The sequence below is a fragment of the Dysosmobacter sp. Sow4_B12 genome (assembly GCF_052116665.1).
GTDB lineage: Bacteria > Bacillota > Clostridia > Oscillospirales > Oscillospiraceae > Oscillibacter.
The window spans coordinates 1-17,546 of the sequence record NZ_JBQKKR010000009.1; the positions used below are offsets into that span (position 1 = coordinate 1).

Genomic DNA, 17,546 nt, shown 5'->3' on the forward strand with positions numbered 1-17,546 from the left:
CTTTGATTCTACATCATTTTTTCAAAGCCCGCAATCTGATGGGTTAATTTGGTGCGCCATTTTTGCGTTGTAGTTTTCAGAAAAAGTCCTTGACAAACATTAGCAAGATTTGCCTTGTCCACAGCAACTGCAAAGGGGATAGCCAATGCAGAAGCCTTCCCACCGGCCATCTTTCCGTTTGCGGATACTGCCCTCGCCATTGGCACGCTTCTTTGCCATTATTCCTCACCTCTCCTTTCCCAGCTTTGATTACGCCCAGAAGCAGATCAAGGATCTGCTGGAGCGTGTGTTGGACATGGATGCCAGCAAGCGTTCTGTTTCCAGCAGGTTCTTGATTATTACAAGGACCCTTATCACGTAGACCCACGACCTTTTGAGTTCCAACCGCTGACAGTATCTTTTGAGATGATCGACCGAAACGCCTATGCGGAAGTCCTTTATCCGAAGAGCATCTATGACTTGATCGATTACTATCTGCGGGAGTGGGTCAGGCGGGAACAGAAGATGCGGGTCTGCAAAAATTGCGGGAAGTATTTTGCGATCACTGGGCGAACCAACGCTGAATACTGTGACCGTGTGTTTGACTCGAAGGGGCGCACCTGCAAGGATGTCGGCGCCATTGCGAAGTGGACACGGGAAAAAGATACAGACGATGTCTTCAAGGCATACCGCCGGGAATACAAAAAGCGGTTTGCCTGGACGAAGTCCGGGAAGATCCTGCCGGAGGAACTGTACGCCTGGGGTGAACGCGCCAGAGAAAAGAAGGCCGAGTGTGACAGCGGGAAGATCACGCTGGAGGAATACACGACTTGGTTAAAGGAATCGTAGTCATCATAATACATGCTCCTCAATTGTGATTTTATCACGGAGAGAACTCCCAAAACCGGCCATACTGCATTCAGAAAGAAAAAAACAAGGAGGTACTCTCATGAGACTGAAAGATAAGGTTGCGATTATCACCGGCGGCAGCCGGGGCATCGGGTTTGCTACTGCGGACAAATTTCTGAAGGAAGGCGCTACCGTCGTCCTGACTGCAAGTTCTCAGACATCGGCTGACAAGGCTGTTGCTCAGCTACAGGAAAAATATCCGGAGGCAACCGTCGCGGGAATCAGCCCCAATCTGTCCAGCTTGGACTCTGTCCGAAATGCGTTCCGTGAAGCCACTGAAAAGTATGGCTGCGTGGATATTCTGGTGAACAATGCCGGCGTGTCTGAAAGCACCCCTTTTACCGAATATACCGAGGAGACCTTTGATAAGGTCATGAATCTGAATGTGAAAGGCGTGTTCAACGCCACACGGGCGGCCAGTGAGTGCATGGTGGCCCGGGGCAAGGGCGTTATTCTCTCCACGTCCTCTATGGTCAGTATTTCTGGCCAACCCAGCGGCATTGCCTATCCCGCGTCCAAGTTCGCAGTGAATGGCCTGACGGTATCCCTGGCCCGTGAGTTGGGTCCCAAGGGTATCCGGGTCAACGCGGTGGCTCCCGGCATCACGGAGACCGACATGATGAAGGCCGTACCCAAGGAAGTGATCGAGCCGATGATCAAGCAGATCCCCCTGCGCCGTCTGGGCCAGCCGGAGGACATCGCCAATGCGTTTGTGTTCCTGGCCTCTGATGAAGCGTCCTATATCACAGGCGTGGTACTGAGTGTGGATGGTATGGCAAGAACCTAAAAAACGAACAAGGCGGCTGACACAGCCGCCTTGTTTTCAAAACGCGGAGGAATGACCATGAAGAAAATCATACCTTTTTTGATGGCCCTGCTGCTTTTGGCCGGGTGCGGAGCGCAGTCGGAGAAAAGCACCTACCGTCAGGTCAACGCAGAAGAAGCCGCCACCATGATGGAGGAGGAAAGCAGCTATATCATTCTTGATGTCCGGACTACCGAGGAATACAGCGAGAAACATATCCCCGGCGCCATCAATATCCCCAACGAGACCATCGGTGACCAGGACATCCCGGAGCTGCCAGACAAGGAGCAGCTGATCCTGGTATACTGCCGCAGCGGCAACCGCAGCAAGCAGGCGTCCGAAAAGCTGGTAAAGCTGGGCTACACAAATATCGTGGAGTTCGGAGGTATCAATGACTGGACGGGAGAAACCGTCAGCGGCGAAGCGTGACAATATCACGGAACTTGTAGAAAATTCAGGTTATCATGGAGACATCAAACAAAAGATCACAGGAGGACTTGTATATGTCTGTCATCCATATCAATAAGAGTAATTTCCAGAATGAGGTTCTGAATTCCGAGGAACCCGTCCTGCTGGACTTCTGGGCGCCCTGGTGCGGCCCCTGCCGCATGGTCACTCCCATTGTGGATGAGATCGCAGCCGAGCGCGGCGACATCAAAGTTGGCAAGGTCAATGTGGACGAGCAGCCGGAATTGGCCGCGCAGTTCGGCGTCATGAGCATCCCCACCCTGGTGGTGATGAAGGGCGGCAAACTTGTCAATAAAACGGTGGGTGCGAAGCCCAAGGCGCAGATTCTGGCCATGCTATGAGGAGGACATGGATATGGGATTTTTTGACTTTCTGAAAGGGCCCGACATTGGTGAGGGCGTCAGGGAATACAATGCAACGCCCGGCGCGGTCCTGCTGGATGTCCGAACACCGGAGGAATACCGGGAGGGCCATATCCCCGGCAGCAAGAATGTGCCTCTGCAGTCTCTTGACAAGGTGACCAGCTTCGTAAATAATCAAGATACGCCCGTGTTTGTCTACTGCCATAGCGGAGCCAGAAGCGCTCAGGCGGTCAGCGTGCTGGAGGGCATGGGGTATACCAACGTCAAAAATATCGGCGGCATCGCCGCTTATGCAGGAAAGGTGGAGCATTGATATGAAGGTTGTCATCGTAGGCGGCGTGGCAGGCGGCGCTACTGCCGCTGCCCGCATTCGCAGATTGGACGAGCAGGCGGAGATCGTGGTGTTTGAGCGGTCCGGGTTCATCTCCTACGCCAACTGCGGTCTGCCCTATTACATTGGTGGGGTCATTGAGGATCCCGAGGAGCTGACCCTCCAGACGCCGGAGAGCTTCTTCTCCCGCTTTCGGGTCTCCATGCGTGTGCGCCACGAGGTCACCGCCATCCACCCCGACAGAAAGACGGTCTCCGTGACAAATCTGGAGACTGGGGAAGAATTTGAGGAGGGCTACGACAAGCTGATCCTCTCTCCCGGTGCCAAGCCCACCCAGCCCCGGCTCCCCGGCGTGGGCCTTCACAAACTGTTCACCCTGCGCACCGTGGAGGACACGTTCCGCATCAAGGCGTACATCAGCGAAAACCATCCCAAGTCCGCTGTGCTGGCGGGCGGCGGCTTTATCAGTCTGGAGCTGGCAGAGAACCTGCGGGAGCTGGGGATGGAAGTCACCATCGTCCAGCGGCCCAAACAGCTGATGAACCCCTTCGACCCGGATATGGCAGCTTTCATCCACAGTGAAATGCGCAGGCACGGCGTGAAGCTGGCCCTGGGCCACACGGTGGAGGGCTTCGAGGAAAAGGACGGTGGCGTGGATGTGCTGCTGAAGGACGAGGCCCCCCTCCATGCCGACATGGTGGTGCTGGCCATCGGCGTTTCTCCGGATACCCACCTCGCCCAGGAAGCGGGCCTGGAGCTGGGCGTCAAGGGCAGTATCGTGGTCAATGACCGGATGGAGACCTCCGTTCCCGATATCTACGCCGTGGGCGACGCCGTGCAGGTGAAGCACTTCGTCACCGGGCAGGATGTGCTGCTCTCCCTGGCAGGCCCCGCCAACAAGCAGGGCCGCATCGCGGCGGACAACATCTGCGGCGGCGACAGCCATTATACGGGCAGCCAGGGCAGCAGCGTCATCAAGGTCTTTGCTATGACAGCGGCTTCTACCGGGGTCAATGAGACCAATGCCAGAAAAGCCGGTCTGGATGTGGACACCGTTATCCTCTCCCCCATGAGCCACGCGGGCTACTATCCCGGCGGCAAGGTCATGACCATGAAGGTGGTCTTTGAGAAGACAACCTACCGCCTGCTGGGCGCCCAGATCGTGGGCTACGAGGGCGTGGACAAGCGCATCGACGTGCTGGCTACTGCCATCCGGGCCGGGATGAAGGCCACGGAACTGAAAGACCTGGACCTGGCCTACGCGCCGCCCTATTCCTCCGCCAAGGACCCGGTGAACATGGCGGGCTTTATGATCGAGAACATCGCAAAGGGCGTCCTGAAGCAGTGGCATCTGACGGATGCGGACAGCCTCCCCCGGGACGGCAGCGTGACGCTGCTGGATACCCGCACGGTGGAGGAATTCGCCCACGGACATATCGACGGCTTTACCAACATCCCTGTGGATGAACTGCGGGAGCGGCTGGGCGAGCTGGATAAGGCCAAGCCCGTGTATGTCATCTGCCAGAGCGGCCTGCGCAGCTACATCGCCTGCCGTATTCTGGCCGGGAACGGCTTCGAGTGTTACAACTTCTCCGGCGGCTTCCGGTTCTACGACGCGGTGATGCATGACCGCTGCCTCATTGAATCGGCCACCGCCTGCGGCATGGACAAATAACAATAAGCCCCTTCTCAGATCCCACAGGAACTGAGAAGGGGGTATCTTTTAGTAAATGAGAATTCCAAGCGCGGCCGAGGCGATGATCAGCAGGATGGGCGAGAGCTTTTTCTTCTTGAAAGCACGGTATACCGCCATACAGGCAGCCAATACCACTACGATCAACAGTGCCCGGAAGTCCACCTTGGAATCTTGCGCCAGAGGAAAGCAGTTGTGCAACGTCATATAGACCCCAGTGGCCAGGATGATGCCGATCATGCAGGGCTTCAGTCCCTGCAGAACGGCCTGTGCATACTTGCTTTTCAGGATGCCGTTGAGCAGGTTCATGACCAGCAGGATCACGAAGAAAGACGGTAGCACCACCGCCAGCGTGGCGAGGACCGCGCCCCAAAAGCCGGCCTGGCTGCTGCCCACATACGTGGCCAGATTCACCATAATGGGGCCGGGGGTGCTCTCGCTGACGGCGATCATATAGCTCAATTCCTCGTCGCTGAGCCAGCCGCAGGACAGCACCACATCCCGGATGAGGGGGATGGCGCTGTATGCACCGCCGAAGGTAAAGCAGCCCACCTTCAAAAAGCCCAGAAGCAGCTCCAGATAGATCATTGCCCCGCACCGCCTCTCTGCGCGGATGCACCCTTTGCGGCAAAAACGGAAAGACTGATGATCCCTGCTGCCAGCATCAGAACGACTGAGGAGATCCGCAAGGAGAAGAGGTTGCCAAGCAGCATGATGACAAAGGCGCATCCTGCGATGATACGCGGCTGCGGCTTTTTCTTCATCTTCTTCAGCATCGTTGACCCGGCATCTAAAATCAGCAGGCTTACGCCCACTTTGATGCCCCTGCATGCTGCAGCAATCACCTGATATTCCAGAAAGTGCTCCAGGAACATGGAGATGAGATAGAGGATCACAAAAGAAGGAAGCACGATACCCAGGGTCGCCAGCACGGCGCCCGTCATGCCTGCCATCTTGTAGCCCACATAAGTGGCGCAGTTGATGGCGATGGGGCCGGGCGTGGATTCCGCCACTACGGTGAGGTCCATCATCTCATCCTGTGTCAGCCACCGCTTTTTCTCCACGCAGATATCGGTGATCACGGAGATCATGGCGTATCCGCCGCCAAAGGTAACCAGCCCTACTTTCATAAAACTGAAAAAGAGTTGAGAGAGCATCGGCAGCGGCTTACGCATGTTGCAGTTCCTCCAGTGCGGCCCCATCCGTGATCTCCACAGTTCCCCGGGCCAGCTTCACCATGCCCTCGCTCTGGAAATACCGCAGCATCCGGGTGACCACCTCCCGGGCAGTTCCCAGATGGTTGGCGATGGTCTCGTGGGTAATTTTGAGGACCTGCGTTTCTTCCAGCGTGCTTTCTTCCAGCAAAAACGCGGCCAGCCGCTTGTCAAAGCTCTTCCACATGATCTGCTCCATGAGCCACATGACCTCGGAGAACCGGGTGGCCATGATCTCATTGGTAAAATTGGATACCGGGGCGGATTCCTGCATGATGCTTTGATATATTTCTGCAGGGACGATCCATAGCTCCGTGTCCTTTTCTGCCTCGATCATCATTTCAAATTGAATGGACCGCATCATGCAGGATGCGGAGAACAGGCAGATATCCCGGTCAAACAGGCGGTAGAGGGTGATCTCCCGTCCCTCGTCGGAGAGGATGTAGGAGCGAAGCTGACCATGCCGGATCAGAAGCAGACCCGTACAATCCAGGTTTCCGTTATGAAAAACAGTCCCCTTCTTTACAGTACGGCTGATCGCGCTGCCTTTAAGTTGCTGCTGTTGTACGGAAGTCAATTTCTCCCAAACAGGAAAATAATCTTGAAACTCCATGGTGCGCCCCCTCTACTTCAGTCATACTCAGTATAAAGCCATTTGCGGCATATGTCAATTATTATAATTGACATATGCCGCAAATAAGCCTATACTGTCTTTATAGAGCAACGTACAGAAAGGAGGCATACCCTGTGCCACGGCCAAAGAAATGCAGGCGCGTGTGTGATTACCCCCAGACACTGACATTTTTGCCGGAAGACCATAAAAACAGAGAACAGGTAGTTATCCTGACGGTGGATGAGTACGAGACCATCCGCCTCATCGACAAAGAGGGACTCTCCCAGGAACAGTGCGGCGATTTTATGCAGGTGGCCCGCACCACCGTGCAGCAGATTTACGCCAGTGCCCGGAAAAAGCTGGCGGATATGCTGGTGAACGGTCTGCCTCTTAGGATCGAAGGCGGAGACTATCAGCTCTGCAACGGGGGTAATCGAGCCTTTGGATGCAGCAATTGCTATAAACAAAAATTTAACCAACAGTATGCAAAACCAAAAGGAGAACACATCATGAGAATTGCAGTTACTTACGAAAACGGAGAGATCTTTCAGCACTTCGGCCACACGGAGCAGTTCAAGGTCTACGACGTGGAAAACGGGAAGATCGTATCCTCAGAGGTGGTGGATACCAACGGCAGTGGCCACGGCGCGCTTGCAGGTGTTCTGAGCGCGCTGCATGTGGACGCACTGATCTGCGGAGGCATTGGCGGCGGCGCCCAGGCGGCGCTGGCAGCGGCAGGCATCCAGCTGTATGGCGGTGTATCCGGCGACGCGGACCAGGCGGCAGAGGCGCTGGCTGCCGGAACGCTGGCCTATAACCCCAATGTGATGTGCAGCCACCACGGAGAGCACCACCACGAGGGCAACTGCGGTGATCATGGCTGCGGCCATCACTCCTGCGGCTGAAATAAGTGATAAAGTCACGGTATTTGTGCCGTGATTTGATAAAATATGGCTAAAGGAGGCGGTGAACCCTATGAAGCAATATGTTTGCAGTATTTGCGGCTATATTTATGACGAAGCTGCCGGTGGCAGGTGGGAGGATCTTCCTGTCGATTGGAAGTGTCCCCTGTGCGGTGCGGATAAACAGCAGTTCCGTGAGAACACCGCGCAAGCCAAGCCTGCTGCCGCGCTGGACAAGCCCCATGTGGAGAATGAACTGTCCGCCATGGAAATGAGCATCATCTGCTCTAATCTGGCAAGAGGCTGCGAAAAACAGTATCTCTCCCAGCAGGCGGAGGACTTCCGAAAGCTGGCAGAGTTCTTCCGGTCCAAGGCGGAACCGGTGCAGGAAGCCAGCACCGCAAAGTTGCTGGAGCTCATCGAAAACGATCTCTCGGTGGGTTATCCTTATGGCAACGCGGTATCCGCGGAAAAGCCAGATCGGGGTGCCCTGCGGTGTCAGGTCTGGAGCGAAAAAGTCACCCGGATGCTCCAATCCCTGCTGACACGCTACAAAACCGAAGGGGAAAAGATGCTGGAGAATACCGGTGTCTGGGTCTGCACGGTCTGCGGCTTTGTCTATGTGGGCAACGCGGCTCCGGATCTTTGTCCGGTATGCAAGGTGCCCAGCCGGAAATTTGAAAAAGTGGAAGGGAGGGCTTAATGATGGCTGAAAAATACGCGGTGAGAAATCTTCGCCTGTGCACCAAGGACTGCCTGTGTCTCTATGTCTGTCCCAGCGGGGCCACGGATACAGAGAACAGCGTCATTGATCCAGAAAAGTGCATTGGATGCGGTGCCTGTGCCGAAGCCTGTCCGTCCTCGGCCATTTCTATGGTTCCCAAGACCCTTCCTGTGCAGCAGCCCAAGGAGGACAAGGTAGTGGAAGCCCTGCGGGGTCTGGTACAGAGTAAGGCTCAAGCCGAGAGCATTGCTTCTCAGCTACCAGATGCCCTGAGCGTGGCCGTGGAAAAATCCTCCCGGCTGATGGCGGAGGACCTGTGCCGGGAATCAGGCTTCATGCTCCCCCAGAGTGGCAACGCCAAGGCGTTCCTGGAGCGTATCAAAGCATAATCGTGCATCGTGTGCCACCTCCTGTCAGCGACACACATTATCGAGGTTTCTCCACTTTCAGCCATTCCTTTTACCGTTAGGTGGGAAGGGTGGCGCGTGTCTTATTGCACGGAGGCCAGCAGTAGTAGTTGATAACGTCGCGGAAATACAGGTAGTTCAGGTTGGGAGGTCCGCCCACCCAGCCGGTGACGGTGCCGGTCTGAATGGCGGTGTAGGTGTCGGAATAGGCGATGGTGGAGGTGTTGAAGCCCAGCTCCTTGGCGGGCAGCGCGAAGTTGTCCAGGCCGGGGACGCGCACGGTGGCGCCCTTGGGCTGGCCGGCCACATTGGCGTTGGTCAGCTCGGAGGCAACGCCCACGCCGGAGAAGCCCTCGCAGTAAAGCCCTTGCCGCGGGCCTTCAGAAAATCAGTGACCGCTTTCGCGACCCGGTCACAAAGCTCCTGGGGGCGGTGCATCCAATAGATATCGACGGCGACCTCCTCTTCCTCGTCCACACGGCGGACAGGGGAGTAAAAGATCTTCACATACTCTTCCTTGGTCTCAGCCGCGGCAACCACGACCCGTTTGAGCTCGTGGGATAAGCTTTCATGAATCTCTCTCCTTTTTTTGCAGCCCGGTCCTCTCAATAGAAGGCCTTGGCCTCCGTGTCAAAATACTGGTCCAGCAGGTAGGGCACATACACGCCCTTGTCCGTGACCACGCCGGAGATCAGGTGAGGCGGCACCACGTCGAAGGAGGGATAGATGGCCTTCACCTCCGGCACGGTGTTGGGGATGCCCCGGTAGGACAGCACCTGGCCGGGGTCCCGCATCTCAATGACGATGTCGCCCCTGCTCTTCTTGTCCCGGTCGGGGATGCCGGTGACATAGTAGGGCACGCCGAAGTACTTGGCCAGAATGGCGATCTGGAAGGTGCCGATCTTGTTGGCGATGTGGCCGTCCCGGGCGATGGAGTCCGCCGCCGAGGTGAACACGTCGATGTGCTCCCGCTCCATGGCGTAGGCCACCATGTTGTCGGTGATGACCGTGGTGTCAAAGCCCATCTGGGCAAAGCAGCCGGAGGTCAGCCGGGCCCCCTGCAGGTACGGCCGGGTCTCCGCGCAGAACGCCCGGAAGTCCTTGTTCTGCTTCCGGGCCGCCCGCATGACGGTGCCGATGATGGTCTCGCCGAAGCACTGGGTCAAGATGGTGCCGTTGTTGGGGATGAGCTCCGCCAGCCGGTCGCCCACGATCTGCATGGTGCTGTACCGCCGGTTTAGAGACTCCACCGTGTTTTCCACGATGGCGGCGATGGGGTCCTTCCCCTCCGCCAGGGCCTGGGCCGCCACGTCCACGCAGCGGTTGGTGATCTGGCCGTAGCGGTTGGCGGTGGTGGGCCGGGCGTGGGACAGGTCGTAGGACGCCTGCTTCAAAAAGGCGATCTGCTCCGCCTCGCCCTTGTCCCGCACCTGCCAGGCCGCCAGGGCCATGCCCATGCCCACGGCGGTGTAGGGCCCCGCGCTCTGGGTCACCATGTCCGTGATGGCCTGGGCCACCTCCCGGTAGTCCGTGCACTCCACGAACCGCACCTCCGTGGGGTAGACCCGCCGGTCCAGGATGCGGACCTTTCCCTCGTCGTACCACGCCACGTTCTCATATTGCAGCAAAAAGGGCATATCGTTGTCCATGCGTACCATACGGTTCCTCCTTGTCGGTTGATGTCACTTCATTCAGCTCAAGATCAAGCGGAAGGCGCTCACCACGCCGCTGCCATCCCGCAGGGTCTCCCGCTGCTTGATGAGGGTGATGCCCAGCTTCACCAGGGCCCGCTCCATAGGGATGCGCAGGGTGGGGTCGGTGACGGAGGAGACCTCCATGACCTTGGAGTCGCCCACGGTGCGGCGGATGATCTCCGTGCCGGCGTAGCCCAGGGAGTCCGCCCACACGCTGTCCAGATACGCCTTGCGGAAGCCGGGCGCCCGGTACAGGGAGAAGGTGACCAGCTGGTCGTACTTCTCCGCCAGCTTTTTCATGGTCAGATCACAGGTATCCCGGATGGTGCGCTCCAGGGCCTGGATGGCGCCGGTCTCCTCCGGCATGGTGAAGGCCTTGTTGGCCCAGGAGAAGAACAGGTTGCCGATGACGTTGCCGATGTCATAGCCCATGGGGCCGTAGAAGGCGAACTCGGGGTCCAGGACCCGGATGCCCTCCTCGTTGGCGAAAATGGAGCCGGAGTGCAGGTCGCCGTGGATGAGGGCCTGGGCGTTGTTCATGAAGCGCTCCCGGAGCTTGCCCACCTCGGCGTGGAGCTGCTGGTCCTCATAGAGGAACTCCCGCACAAAGTCCTCGTTCCCCGCCGTGATGATGTTGCGGCCCCGGAAGTCGTCGTAGGGCTCCGTCAGCACCAGGTCCTCGGTGATCTCGCACAGCTCGGGGTTGGTGTAGAACTTCACCCGTTTCTTTTTCTCCGCCCGGTCCAGCACCAGGTCCGTGGTGGGCAGCAGCGTGTCCGCCATGAAGGTGGAGATGTTTTCCGCCAGGTGGGGATAGACCCGGTTGGCGGCCAGCTCCTTGCGGAGGTTCTTGAAGGCGGAGACATCCTCCATGGAGGTGGCGGCCATGGTCTCATCATAATAATAGACCTCGGGCACGTAGCCGGGGGCCAGCTGGCCCTCCAGCTGGAGGATGCTGGCCTCGATCTTGTTGCGGTAGATGTCCAGGGGGCGGCCGGAGGAGCGCAGCAGCTTATCCGCCTGTTTGACGATGACGGAGTGGCCGTCCCGCTTGGACCAGATGCGGAAGACGTAGTTGATGTTTCCGTCGCCGATCTCCACGCACTCGGTCTCCTCGTCCGGCTCGAACTTGTGCAGGACCTCAACGGCGTAGCGCTTGACGTCCTCAATGCTCATCAGAAAAAATTCATGAAAATCTTTCATACTCACGGCTCCTTCATGTACTCAAAAAATTATGGAAAAATCTGCAAGCCAGTCGGCGCGTTGTGGGCGAAACCGGCGGTTTTGAAAAAGGCAGAGGAAAAATCAACACAGCGAAAAGCGCCTGCTTTTTGAGAAAGTCCTTGAAAATCAACTGGAAAATAGACAAATTTTGTTTAATTTTTCATTTTAGCTCTGTGCTGTATTGACAATTTTTGCGTGGTCAGTATATAATAGGCAGGCAAAAAACAACTGAGATTGGGGAAAGCGGTATGGTGAAGTTTGAACGCCAGAGCATCATCGAGCAGGAGCTGACCAGCCAGGGATTCATTCTCATCCCGGCCATGAGCGCGCTGCTGCAGTGCAGCGAAGAGACGATCCGGCGGGACCTGAAGGAAATGGAAAAGGCCGGGAAGCTCACCCGCACCCACGGCGGTGCTTATCTGATCGAAAAATACGACAAAAGCTACCCCACCGCCCTGCGCCAGACCTATATGCACCGGACCAAGGGGAAGATGGCGCAGCTGGCCATGCAGCACATCCGGGAAAACGATGTCATCATGCTGGACTCCAGCACCACCTGTCTGGCCCTGGCGGAAGCGCTGGCCCAGTCCAAGATGAACCTGACCATCATCACCAACTCCCTGCCCATCTGCAACCTCTGCAACGACAGCAACACCAACATCAACCTCATCTGCATCGGCGGCACCTTCCGCAGAAGGACCTCCTCCTTCACAGACTACCATACCATCGACGTGCTGGCCACCTACCACGCGGACCGGACCTTCATCAGCTGTCCGAAGGTGACCATGGAGTTCGGCCTTTCCGACAACCACCTCAGCGAGTCCCGGGTGCGGGAGTGCATGATCAAGCGGGCGGACTGCAGCTACCTCATGGTGGACCACACGAAGTTCAGCGGCAACGCCAACATTCTCTTTGACGGCCTCAAGGACATCGGGACCATCATCACAGACCAGCAGCTGTCAGACGAGTGGGAGGCTTTCGCGAAAAAGGCGGGCATTAAAATCGAATACTGCGCGGACTGACGAAGGACGAGAGCGTCCAGGCGAGCACTTCGCCTGGATGCTCTTTTTTTACTTCCGTGTCACAGCGGCTGGTCCGGGTCCCACGCAAAGGGAGGGTAGGGGACCTCCTCCGGACACCAGACGGAGCCGTTCATCATGGCCTCCTCCATCTGGCGGAGCAGGTCCAGTGAGCCCTGGTGATGGCCGCCGTCATAAGGCGTGTCCAGCCAGACGCGGACGATCTCCAGCGCCTGCCAGCGGCCCAGCATCTGTCCCCCCAGGCACAGGATGTTGGGGTCGCTGCCGATCTCGGCCAGCGCCTCGCCGTAAGCGGCACGGGTGGAAATCTTACGCATGGGCGGAAACCTCCTTTTCAGCGTTCATGACCAGTGCATCCAATTCCGCGGCGGCACGGAGGTACTGCTCCGTGTTGGGGTCGTTGCCGTGCCACTCGGCGGAGTTTTCCATAAAGGACACGCCCTTGCCCTTCACCGTGTGAGCGATGACCATGGTGGGCTTGCCCTTGCAGGCCCGGGCAGCGTCAAAGGCCTTGGCGATATCCGCCGCGTCGTGGCCGTCGCAGTGGACCACGTTCCAGCCGAAGTCCTCAAACTTTCGGTCGATGGGGTAGGGGGACATGATCTCCTCGATGGTGCCGTCGATCTGGATGTTGTTGTCCACGATGGCGCAGAGGTTGTCCAGGCCGAAGTTGCCCGCCGCCATGGCGGCCTCCCAGACCTGGCCCTCCTGGATCTCGCCGTCACCCAGGACGGCGTACACCCGGTAGTCCCTGCTGTCCAGCTTTCCGGCCAGCGCCATGCCCACCGCGGCGGAGATGCCCTGGACGAGACTGCCTGTGGACATATCCACACCTTTTACATAATGCATCTCCGCGTGGCCGGACATGTGTCCGTCCAACCGGTGGAAGGACTTCAGCTCCTCCTGGGGGAAGTAGCCCCGGAAGGCCAGCGCGGAGTAAAGGGCAGGGGTGCAGTGGCCCTTGCTGAGCACGAACCGGTCCCGGTCAGGTTCAGCAGGCGCCGCGGGATCGATGCGCATTTCATGGAACTACAGCACCGCCAGCAGCTCGCAGATGGAGAACGACCCGCCGAGGTGGCCGGAGGTCGCACGGTAGACCATTTCCAACGCGCCGCGTCGAATTCGGGCAGAAATCAACATCAACTCAGCGGTCTCCCGGGTGGATAGCTTGTTTTCCATGGCATTACCTCCCTAATTATGCAAAATTTGGCCGGTATCTTTAGTTCCAATTATATATATCCGGTGGAAAAAATCAAACATTTATGTGCAATTTACTTAAATTTGAGAAATTCAACAAAAATCAACAGCTTTCGCTGTCCTGCGCGGTAAGAATTTCAAGGAGGAAAACACGACGAAAAGAGTATCTGCACTTCTTCTTACCCTTCTGATGACATTTACCCTGGTCGCCTGCGGCAACAAGTCTACCGGCGGCGATACCGCAAAGCCTTCCGAAACGCCTGCTGCTTCCGGTGACACGATCAAGATCGGTTACGTCTCCGACCTGACCGGCGCCACCGCCCTGTGGGGCACTGCCGGACAGTACGGCGCCGAGATGGCCATTCAGGAAGTCAACGAGGCCGGCGGCGTCCTGGGCGGCAAGATGCTGGAGCTGGTCCCCATGGACGGCAAGGGCGAGCCCGCTGACTCTGTTTCCGCCTTTAAGAACCTGGTGGAGGTCCAGCACATCGTCGCATCCATCGGCACGAACTTCTCTTCCTGCAACATCCCCATGGCCTCCGTCGCCGACGAGGTGAAGGTCCCCATTCTGGGCACCGCCGCTTCCAACGAGTTGGTCACCGTGGATGAAAACGGCAAGCTGCATCCCTATTCCTTCCGTATGTGCTTCATCGACTTCTACCTGGGCACCGTGGTGGGCAACTACGCCTAAGGAAGGGAGGCTTGCTTTATGATTGAGTTATTCAACAGTATAAACAATGCTTTCTGTGGGATTTTGGGCATCAACTCCTACCTGCAGGGCGTCATCGTTATGACATGCATCAACGTCATCGCGGTTTTGGGCATGTCGGTACTGACGGGCTTTACCCGCCTGTTCTCCTTCGGCAACGCGGGCTTCATGTGTGGGAAAGCTAAAAACAATCTGAAAACGCCGCCAAAAATTCCCAACGATCCTTAAAAAAACACCGGAGAGGAAAAATTCCTCTCCGGCGCGGACAAAAACGTCTCAGATCTCCTTCAGATGCTCCATGTTCTGGCGGACGCCGTCGCAGCAGGCGTGGAACCGGGCCAGCTCCTCGTCGGTGAGGGGCAGCTCCACCACCTGCTCCACGCCGTTTTTGCCGATGACGCAGGGCACGCCCACGAACAGGCCCTCCTCGCCGTACTCGCCCCGCAGCTCAGCGCTGGCGGGCATGACGGCTTTTTCGTCGTGAAGGACGATGTGGACCATGCGGGCGGCGGTGGCGGCGATGCCGTACTCCGTGCAGAACTTGCCGGCGAAGGTCACCCAGCCGCCGCCGATGGACTCCTTCTGCAGGGCGTCCCGGTCAAAGCGGAAGCGCTCGTCGGTCTTGGCCCACTGGTCCAGGGGCATGCCCCGGAAGCTGACGCAGGACCAGGGCGCGAACTGGTCGTTGCCGTGCTCGCCCATCATGTAGCAGGTGATGGACTTGTGGTCGATGCCGGTCTGGCGGGCCAGGGCGGAGAGCAGGCGGGAGGTGTCCAGGCCGGTGCCGGTGCCGAACACGCGGCCCCGGGGCAGGCCCAGGCCCATGGCGATCTCCCGGGTGACGATGTCGCAGGGGTTGGTGATGTTCACCACCACGCCGTCAAAGCCGCTGGCCTTGATCTTCTCCACATAGCCCCGGACGGCGGGGATGGTGAAGTCCATCTCCGTGACCCGGTTGTGGGTGCCCCGCAGCAGGTCGATCTTGCCCACGCTGTTGACAATGACGTCGCAGTCTCCCAGGTCGGAGAAGTCTCCGGCGTTCACCGTGACGCGGTGGGGCAGGTACGCGGCGGCGTCCCGCAGGTCCTGGACCTCGCTGGCCACCTTCTGCTGGTTCATATCCACCAGCACCAGCTCGTCCGCGATGCCCTCCATAGCCAGGGTATAGGCCACGTGGGCGCCCACATGGCCAATGCCCACAACACCGACTTTTCTTGTTTTCATACTGATTGCCTCCTATAAATTCATAAAATATAAAGCTTGCGCACATTCATCCAGGGGGGACGGCGTCCCCCCTGGATTCCGTTTACATACCGAAGTTCGGGAACAGCACCAGCGTATACACCATGGCCAGGACCATGTACTCCGCCAGGATGATGCCGAAGGCCACCAGGGTCCTGCGCATGACCTTGTTCTCGTTGCCCACCTCGCCCACGGTGGCGCAGGCGGCCACGGTGTTGTTGGGGCAGATGAGGTTGCCCAGGGAGGCGCCGGCGTTCTGGCCGGCAAACACGGTGATGGGGTTCATGCCCAGCGCCGCGGCGGCCTCCGTGTGCATGCCGGCGAACATGATGTTGGAGCCCAGGCCCGTGCCGGTGATAAAGGAGCCCAGAGAGCCGATGAGCACCGCGGCGGCGGGATAGAGGGTGCCGGCCAGGGCGGCGATGTCGCCGGCGATGAGGCTCATCATGCCGGTGGTGGCGGACTGCATGATATAGGCCATCACCAGCAGGCTGCCCATGGTGATGAGGACGGGAACGACATTGCGGGCGGTCATACGGAAAATCTCAAAGAGCTCATCCTTCTTCACCCGCAGGGTGGCGGCGCCCAGCAGGCCGCAGAGCATGATGACGCAGTCCACCCAGAAGATATAGCCAAAGGTGCACAGGAAGGCAAAGCCGGTCTTGGGCCAGATGGCGGGCACGCCGTAGCGGACGATGGGCAGCAGGAACAGCATGTAGATATAGGGAGACATGGCCCGGAACGCACCGTAGCGCTGCTTGGCCTCCCGAGGTGCCGTGTACTTGAAATCGTCGGGGGTGCGGATGGGAACCACCTTCACAAACAGCACGGACAGCAGGATGGAGATGAGGCCGGTGCCCATGGAGGTGACCTCGGGACCGACAAAGTTGCTGAGGAGGAACATGACGGCGCCGGTGGTGACGCCGGCATAGCACAGATAGGGGACGATGCCCTTGAAGCCCTTGCGGCCGAAGGCCAGAGCCACCATGATGAAGGGGATGATGAGGACGCCGAACATGTGGATACGGCCCACCATGGCGGAGTTGAGGGCGTTGGTGGAGATACCGGCCTCCACCAGGGAGGCGCCGCCGTTGATGGTGGTCAGGCCCGCGCCGCCCCAGGAGCAGGGCGTGGCGTCGCCCAACAGGGCCACGGCGATGGCGGTGATGGGGTCAAAGCCCAGGGCCACCAGGAAGGGGGCGGCGATGGCGGCGGGAGCGCCGGCGCCGGCGGCGCCCTCCAGGAAGATCGGCACCATCATACCCACGATGATGAGCTGGACCCGGCGGTCCTGGCCGCTGACGCGGGCCACGGTGTTCTTCACATCCTCAATGGCGCCGGTGCGCTTGAGGGTGTTGAGGATGACAAAGGCGCCGAAGACCATGAACACGATCTTCAAGCCCTCCTTGATGCCCTTCCACAGCAGGGCGTCGATGACGGCCACATTTTCCTTAAAGGCCAGGCCGGTGACATTGAAGTAGGTGAACGCCAGCACCATGGTCCACACCAGGGCCACGGGCGCCACCTTCATGGCGGGCTTTTTAAAAGCCAGGATGCCGGCCAGCACGATGACGATGGGGCTGACGGCCATGATGAAATTTACGAATCCCATAGTAAAATCCTCTCTCTTTTCTTGGTTTGCTTTATACAAAAAAGAGAGGGTCCCGTCCAAAAGACGGGACCCTCTTCCTTCGTATACGGTACGTTACAGCAGGCAGGGGTGCGGGTCTTTCGGACAAGCGGCGGCAGCGCGCAAAATCAGGCACAGGGCCAGCAGGACCAGCAGCAGGGACAGGCTCAAAATGCCCAGCAAGCCGATCAAGGCAACAAAAATGGACGCCAGCAAAGCGGCGTCCATGGTAATGGCGATACGGGCGTTTGCGCGCTGGCGGGCGGCGCCATGGCAGGAGGAAGCGTCCGCAGCGGCGGCTGCGGCGGTCGTATTCACAGTGCGGCGGCACATAGCAAACACGGCTGTTTTCCTCCTTTGGAAAAGTCTGTATCCATAAAATACGAGCCTCGCGGGCAAAAGT

The 17,546-nt window shown here is 58.3% G+C and carries 24 protein-coding genes and 1 pseudogene; 12 read left to right on the forward strand and 13 right to left on the reverse strand.

Translation table 11 applies throughout. The features are described 5' to 3' along the window. Window positions 1–8 precede the first annotated feature (8 nt). Window positions 9–170, reverse strand: coding sequence for a hypothetical protein (locus ACTQ4R_RS08915; RefSeq protein WP_441628045.1), 162 nt, complete (start codon window positions 168–170; stop codon window positions 9–11). A gap of 235 nt (window positions 171–405) precedes the next feature. Here ACTQ4R_RS08915 and ACTQ4R_RS08920 point away from each other — a divergent pair, with 235 nt between their 5' ends. From ACTQ4R_RS08920 to ACTQ4R_RS08945, 6 genes are all read left to right on the forward strand, one after another. Beyond that, on the forward strand, window positions 406–828 hold the full coding sequence (locus ACTQ4R_RS08920) for a DUF6076 domain-containing protein (protein ID WP_441627857.1): 423 nt from the start codon (window positions 406–408) through the stop codon (window positions 826–828). A 100-nt stretch (window positions 829–928) separates the two neighbouring features. Further along, window positions 929–1,675, forward strand: a complete 747-nt coding sequence (locus ACTQ4R_RS08925) for an SDR family NAD(P)-dependent oxidoreductase (protein WP_441627859.1) — start codon at window positions 929–931, stop codon at window positions 1,673–1,675. A 57-nt stretch (window positions 1,676–1,732) separates the two neighbouring features. After that, a complete protein-coding gene (locus ACTQ4R_RS08930; protein ID WP_441627861.1) occupies window positions 1,733–2,122 on the forward strand; it encodes a rhodanese-like domain-containing protein in 390 nt (129 codons plus the stop codon). Window positions 2,123–2,157: 35 nt separating this feature from the next. Further along, window positions 2,158–2,502 carry a thioredoxin gene (gene trxA, locus ACTQ4R_RS08935; protein WP_441627863.1) on the forward strand — a complete coding sequence of 115 codons (345 nt, stop codon included), beginning with the start codon at window positions 2,158–2,160 and terminating at the stop codon, window positions 2,500–2,502. A gap of 13 nt (window positions 2,503–2,515) precedes the next feature. Then, on the forward strand, window positions 2,516–2,836 hold the full coding sequence (locus tag ACTQ4R_RS08940; protein ID WP_441627865.1) for a rhodanese-like domain-containing protein: 321 nt from the start codon (window positions 2,516–2,518) through the stop codon (window positions 2,834–2,836). Between the two features lies 1 nt (window position 2,837). Next, window positions 2,838–4,529 carry an FAD-dependent oxidoreductase gene (locus ACTQ4R_RS08945; RefSeq protein WP_441627867.1) on the forward strand — a complete coding sequence of 564 codons (1,692 nt, stop codon included), beginning with the start codon at window positions 2,838–2,840 and terminating at the stop codon, window positions 4,527–4,529. A 48-nt stretch (window positions 4,530–4,577) separates the two neighbouring features. Here ACTQ4R_RS08945 and ACTQ4R_RS08950 read toward each other — a convergent pair whose 3' ends face one another. The 3 genes from ACTQ4R_RS08950 to ACTQ4R_RS08960 are packed head-to-tail and all read right to left on the reverse strand — an operon-like array spanning window position 4,578 to window position 6,374. Beyond that, window positions 4,578–5,135, reverse strand: coding sequence for a chromate transporter (locus ACTQ4R_RS08950; RefSeq protein ID WP_441627869.1), 558 nt, complete (start codon window positions 5,133–5,135; stop codon window positions 4,578–4,580). Further along, on the reverse strand, window positions 5,132–5,722 hold the full coding sequence (locus ACTQ4R_RS08955) for a chromate transporter (RefSeq protein WP_441627871.1): 591 nt from the start codon (window positions 5,720–5,722) through the stop codon (window positions 5,132–5,134). Before ACTQ4R_RS08955 ends, ACTQ4R_RS08950 begins: the two co-directional genes overlap by 4 nt. Beyond that, window positions 5,715–6,374, reverse strand: a complete 660-nt coding sequence (locus tag ACTQ4R_RS08960; protein ID WP_441627873.1) for a Crp/Fnr family transcriptional regulator — start codon at window positions 6,372–6,374, stop codon at window positions 5,715–5,717. Before ACTQ4R_RS08960 ends, ACTQ4R_RS08955 begins: the two co-directional genes overlap by 8 nt. A 134-nt stretch (window positions 6,375–6,508) precedes the next feature. Here ACTQ4R_RS08960 and ACTQ4R_RS08965 point away from each other — a divergent pair, with 134 nt between their 5' ends. The 3 genes from ACTQ4R_RS08965 (at window position 6,509) to ACTQ4R_RS08975 (ending at window position 8,389) form a co-directional block, all read left to right on the forward strand. Then, window positions 6,509–7,279, forward strand: a complete 771-nt coding sequence (locus ACTQ4R_RS08965) for a DUF134 domain-containing protein (RefSeq protein ID WP_441627875.1) — start codon at window positions 6,509–6,511, stop codon at window positions 7,277–7,279. Window positions 7,280–7,349: 70 nt separating this feature from the next. Further along, the gene (locus ACTQ4R_RS08970; RefSeq protein ID WP_441627877.1) at window positions 7,350–7,979 is read left to right on the forward strand and encodes a rubredoxin-like domain-containing protein; all 630 of its coding nucleotides are present in this window, start codon (window positions 7,350–7,352) and stop codon (window positions 7,977–7,979) included. Continuing rightward, window positions 7,979–8,389 carry an ATP-binding protein gene (locus ACTQ4R_RS08975; protein WP_441627879.1) on the forward strand — a complete coding sequence of 137 codons (411 nt, stop codon included), beginning with the start codon at window positions 7,979–7,981 and terminating at the stop codon, window positions 8,387–8,389. The genes ACTQ4R_RS08970 and ACTQ4R_RS08975 overlap by 1 nt, the downstream gene beginning before the upstream one ends. A 76-nt stretch (window positions 8,390–8,465) precedes the next feature. On the opposite strand, the gene ACTQ4R_RS08980 is transcribed toward ACTQ4R_RS08975, so the two are convergent. The 4 genes from ACTQ4R_RS08980 to mtnK all read right to left on the reverse strand — a co-directional run bounded on the left by ACTQ4R_RS08980 (window position 8,466) and on the right by mtnK (window position 11,304). Next, window positions 8,466–8,747, reverse strand: a complete 282-nt coding sequence (locus ACTQ4R_RS08980; RefSeq protein WP_441627881.1) for a hypothetical protein — start codon at window positions 8,745–8,747, stop codon at window positions 8,466–8,468. Next, entirely contained in the window at window positions 8,726–8,947 is a 222-nt protein-coding gene (locus ACTQ4R_RS08985; RefSeq protein WP_441627883.1) for a hypothetical protein, read from the reverse strand. The genes ACTQ4R_RS08980 and ACTQ4R_RS08985 overlap by 22 nt, the downstream gene beginning before the upstream one ends. A gap of 65 nt (window positions 8,948–9,012) precedes the next feature. Beyond that, window positions 9,013–10,065 carry an S-methyl-5-thioribose-1-phosphate isomerase gene (locus tag ACTQ4R_RS08990; protein ID WP_441627885.1) on the reverse strand — a complete coding sequence of 351 codons (1,053 nt, stop codon included), beginning with the start codon at window positions 10,063–10,065 and terminating at the stop codon, window positions 9,013–9,015. 33 nt (window positions 10,066–10,098) lie between these two features. Further along, window positions 10,099–11,304: an S-methyl-5-thioribose kinase gene (mtnK, locus tag ACTQ4R_RS08995; RefSeq protein WP_441627886.1), complete on the reverse strand. Its 1,206-nt coding sequence runs from the start codon at window positions 11,302–11,304 to the stop codon at window positions 10,099–10,101. Window positions 11,305–11,573: 269 nt separating this feature from the next. Here mtnK and ACTQ4R_RS09000 point away from each other — a divergent pair, with 269 nt between their 5' ends. Further along, window positions 11,574–12,347 carry a DeoR/GlpR family DNA-binding transcription regulator gene (locus ACTQ4R_RS09000; RefSeq protein ID WP_441627888.1) on the forward strand — a complete coding sequence of 258 codons (774 nt, stop codon included), beginning with the start codon at window positions 11,574–11,576 and terminating at the stop codon, window positions 12,345–12,347. Window positions 12,348–12,406: 59 nt separating this feature from the next. Here ACTQ4R_RS09000 and ACTQ4R_RS09005 read toward each other — a convergent pair whose 3' ends face one another. Both ACTQ4R_RS09005 and ACTQ4R_RS09010 read right to left on the reverse strand, forming a co-directional pair. Further along, on the reverse strand, window positions 12,407–12,682 hold the full coding sequence (locus tag ACTQ4R_RS09005) for an RpiB/LacA/LacB family sugar-phosphate isomerase (protein WP_441627890.1): 276 nt from the start codon (window positions 12,680–12,682) through the stop codon (window positions 12,407–12,409). Beyond that, window positions 12,675–13,544, reverse strand: a pseudogene (locus ACTQ4R_RS09010) (transketolase). The gene ACTQ4R_RS09005 and the pseudogene ACTQ4R_RS09010 overlap by 8 nt, the downstream one beginning before the upstream one ends. A 208-nt stretch (window positions 13,545–13,752) precedes the next feature. Between ACTQ4R_RS09010 and ACTQ4R_RS09015 the strand changes: the two are divergent. Together ACTQ4R_RS09015 and ACTQ4R_RS09020 are read left to right on the forward strand one after the other, a co-directional pair. Then, window positions 13,753–14,253 carry an ABC transporter substrate-binding protein gene (locus ACTQ4R_RS09015; RefSeq protein ID WP_441627892.1) on the forward strand — a complete coding sequence of 167 codons (501 nt, stop codon included), beginning with the start codon at window positions 13,753–13,755 and terminating at the stop codon, window positions 14,251–14,253. 18 nt (window positions 14,254–14,271) lie between these two features. After that, window positions 14,272–14,499: a hypothetical protein gene (locus tag ACTQ4R_RS09020; RefSeq protein ID WP_441627894.1), complete on the forward strand. Its 228-nt coding sequence runs from the start codon at window positions 14,272–14,274 to the stop codon at window positions 14,497–14,499. A 48-nt stretch (window positions 14,500–14,547) separates the two neighbouring features. Here the strand turns inward: ACTQ4R_RS09020 and ACTQ4R_RS09025 are convergent, their stop codons facing one another. The 3 genes from ACTQ4R_RS09025 to ACTQ4R_RS09035 all read right to left on the reverse strand — a co-directional run bounded on the left by ACTQ4R_RS09025 (window position 14,548) and on the right by ACTQ4R_RS09035 (window position 17,485). After that, window positions 14,548–15,495, reverse strand: coding sequence for a lactate/malate family dehydrogenase (locus tag ACTQ4R_RS09025; RefSeq protein WP_441627896.1), 948 nt, complete (start codon window positions 15,493–15,495; stop codon window positions 14,548–14,550). Window positions 15,496–15,577: 82 nt separating this feature from the next. Continuing rightward, window positions 15,578–17,125 carry an L-lactate permease gene (locus ACTQ4R_RS09030; RefSeq protein WP_441627898.1) on the reverse strand — a complete coding sequence of 516 codons (1,548 nt, stop codon included), beginning with the start codon at window positions 17,123–17,125 and terminating at the stop codon, window positions 15,578–15,580. Window positions 17,126–17,218: 93 nt separating this feature from the next. Next, entirely contained in the window at window positions 17,219–17,485 is a 267-nt protein-coding gene (locus ACTQ4R_RS09035) for a hypothetical protein (RefSeq protein ID WP_441627900.1), read from the reverse strand. Window positions 17,486–17,546: the final 61 nt, after the last annotated feature.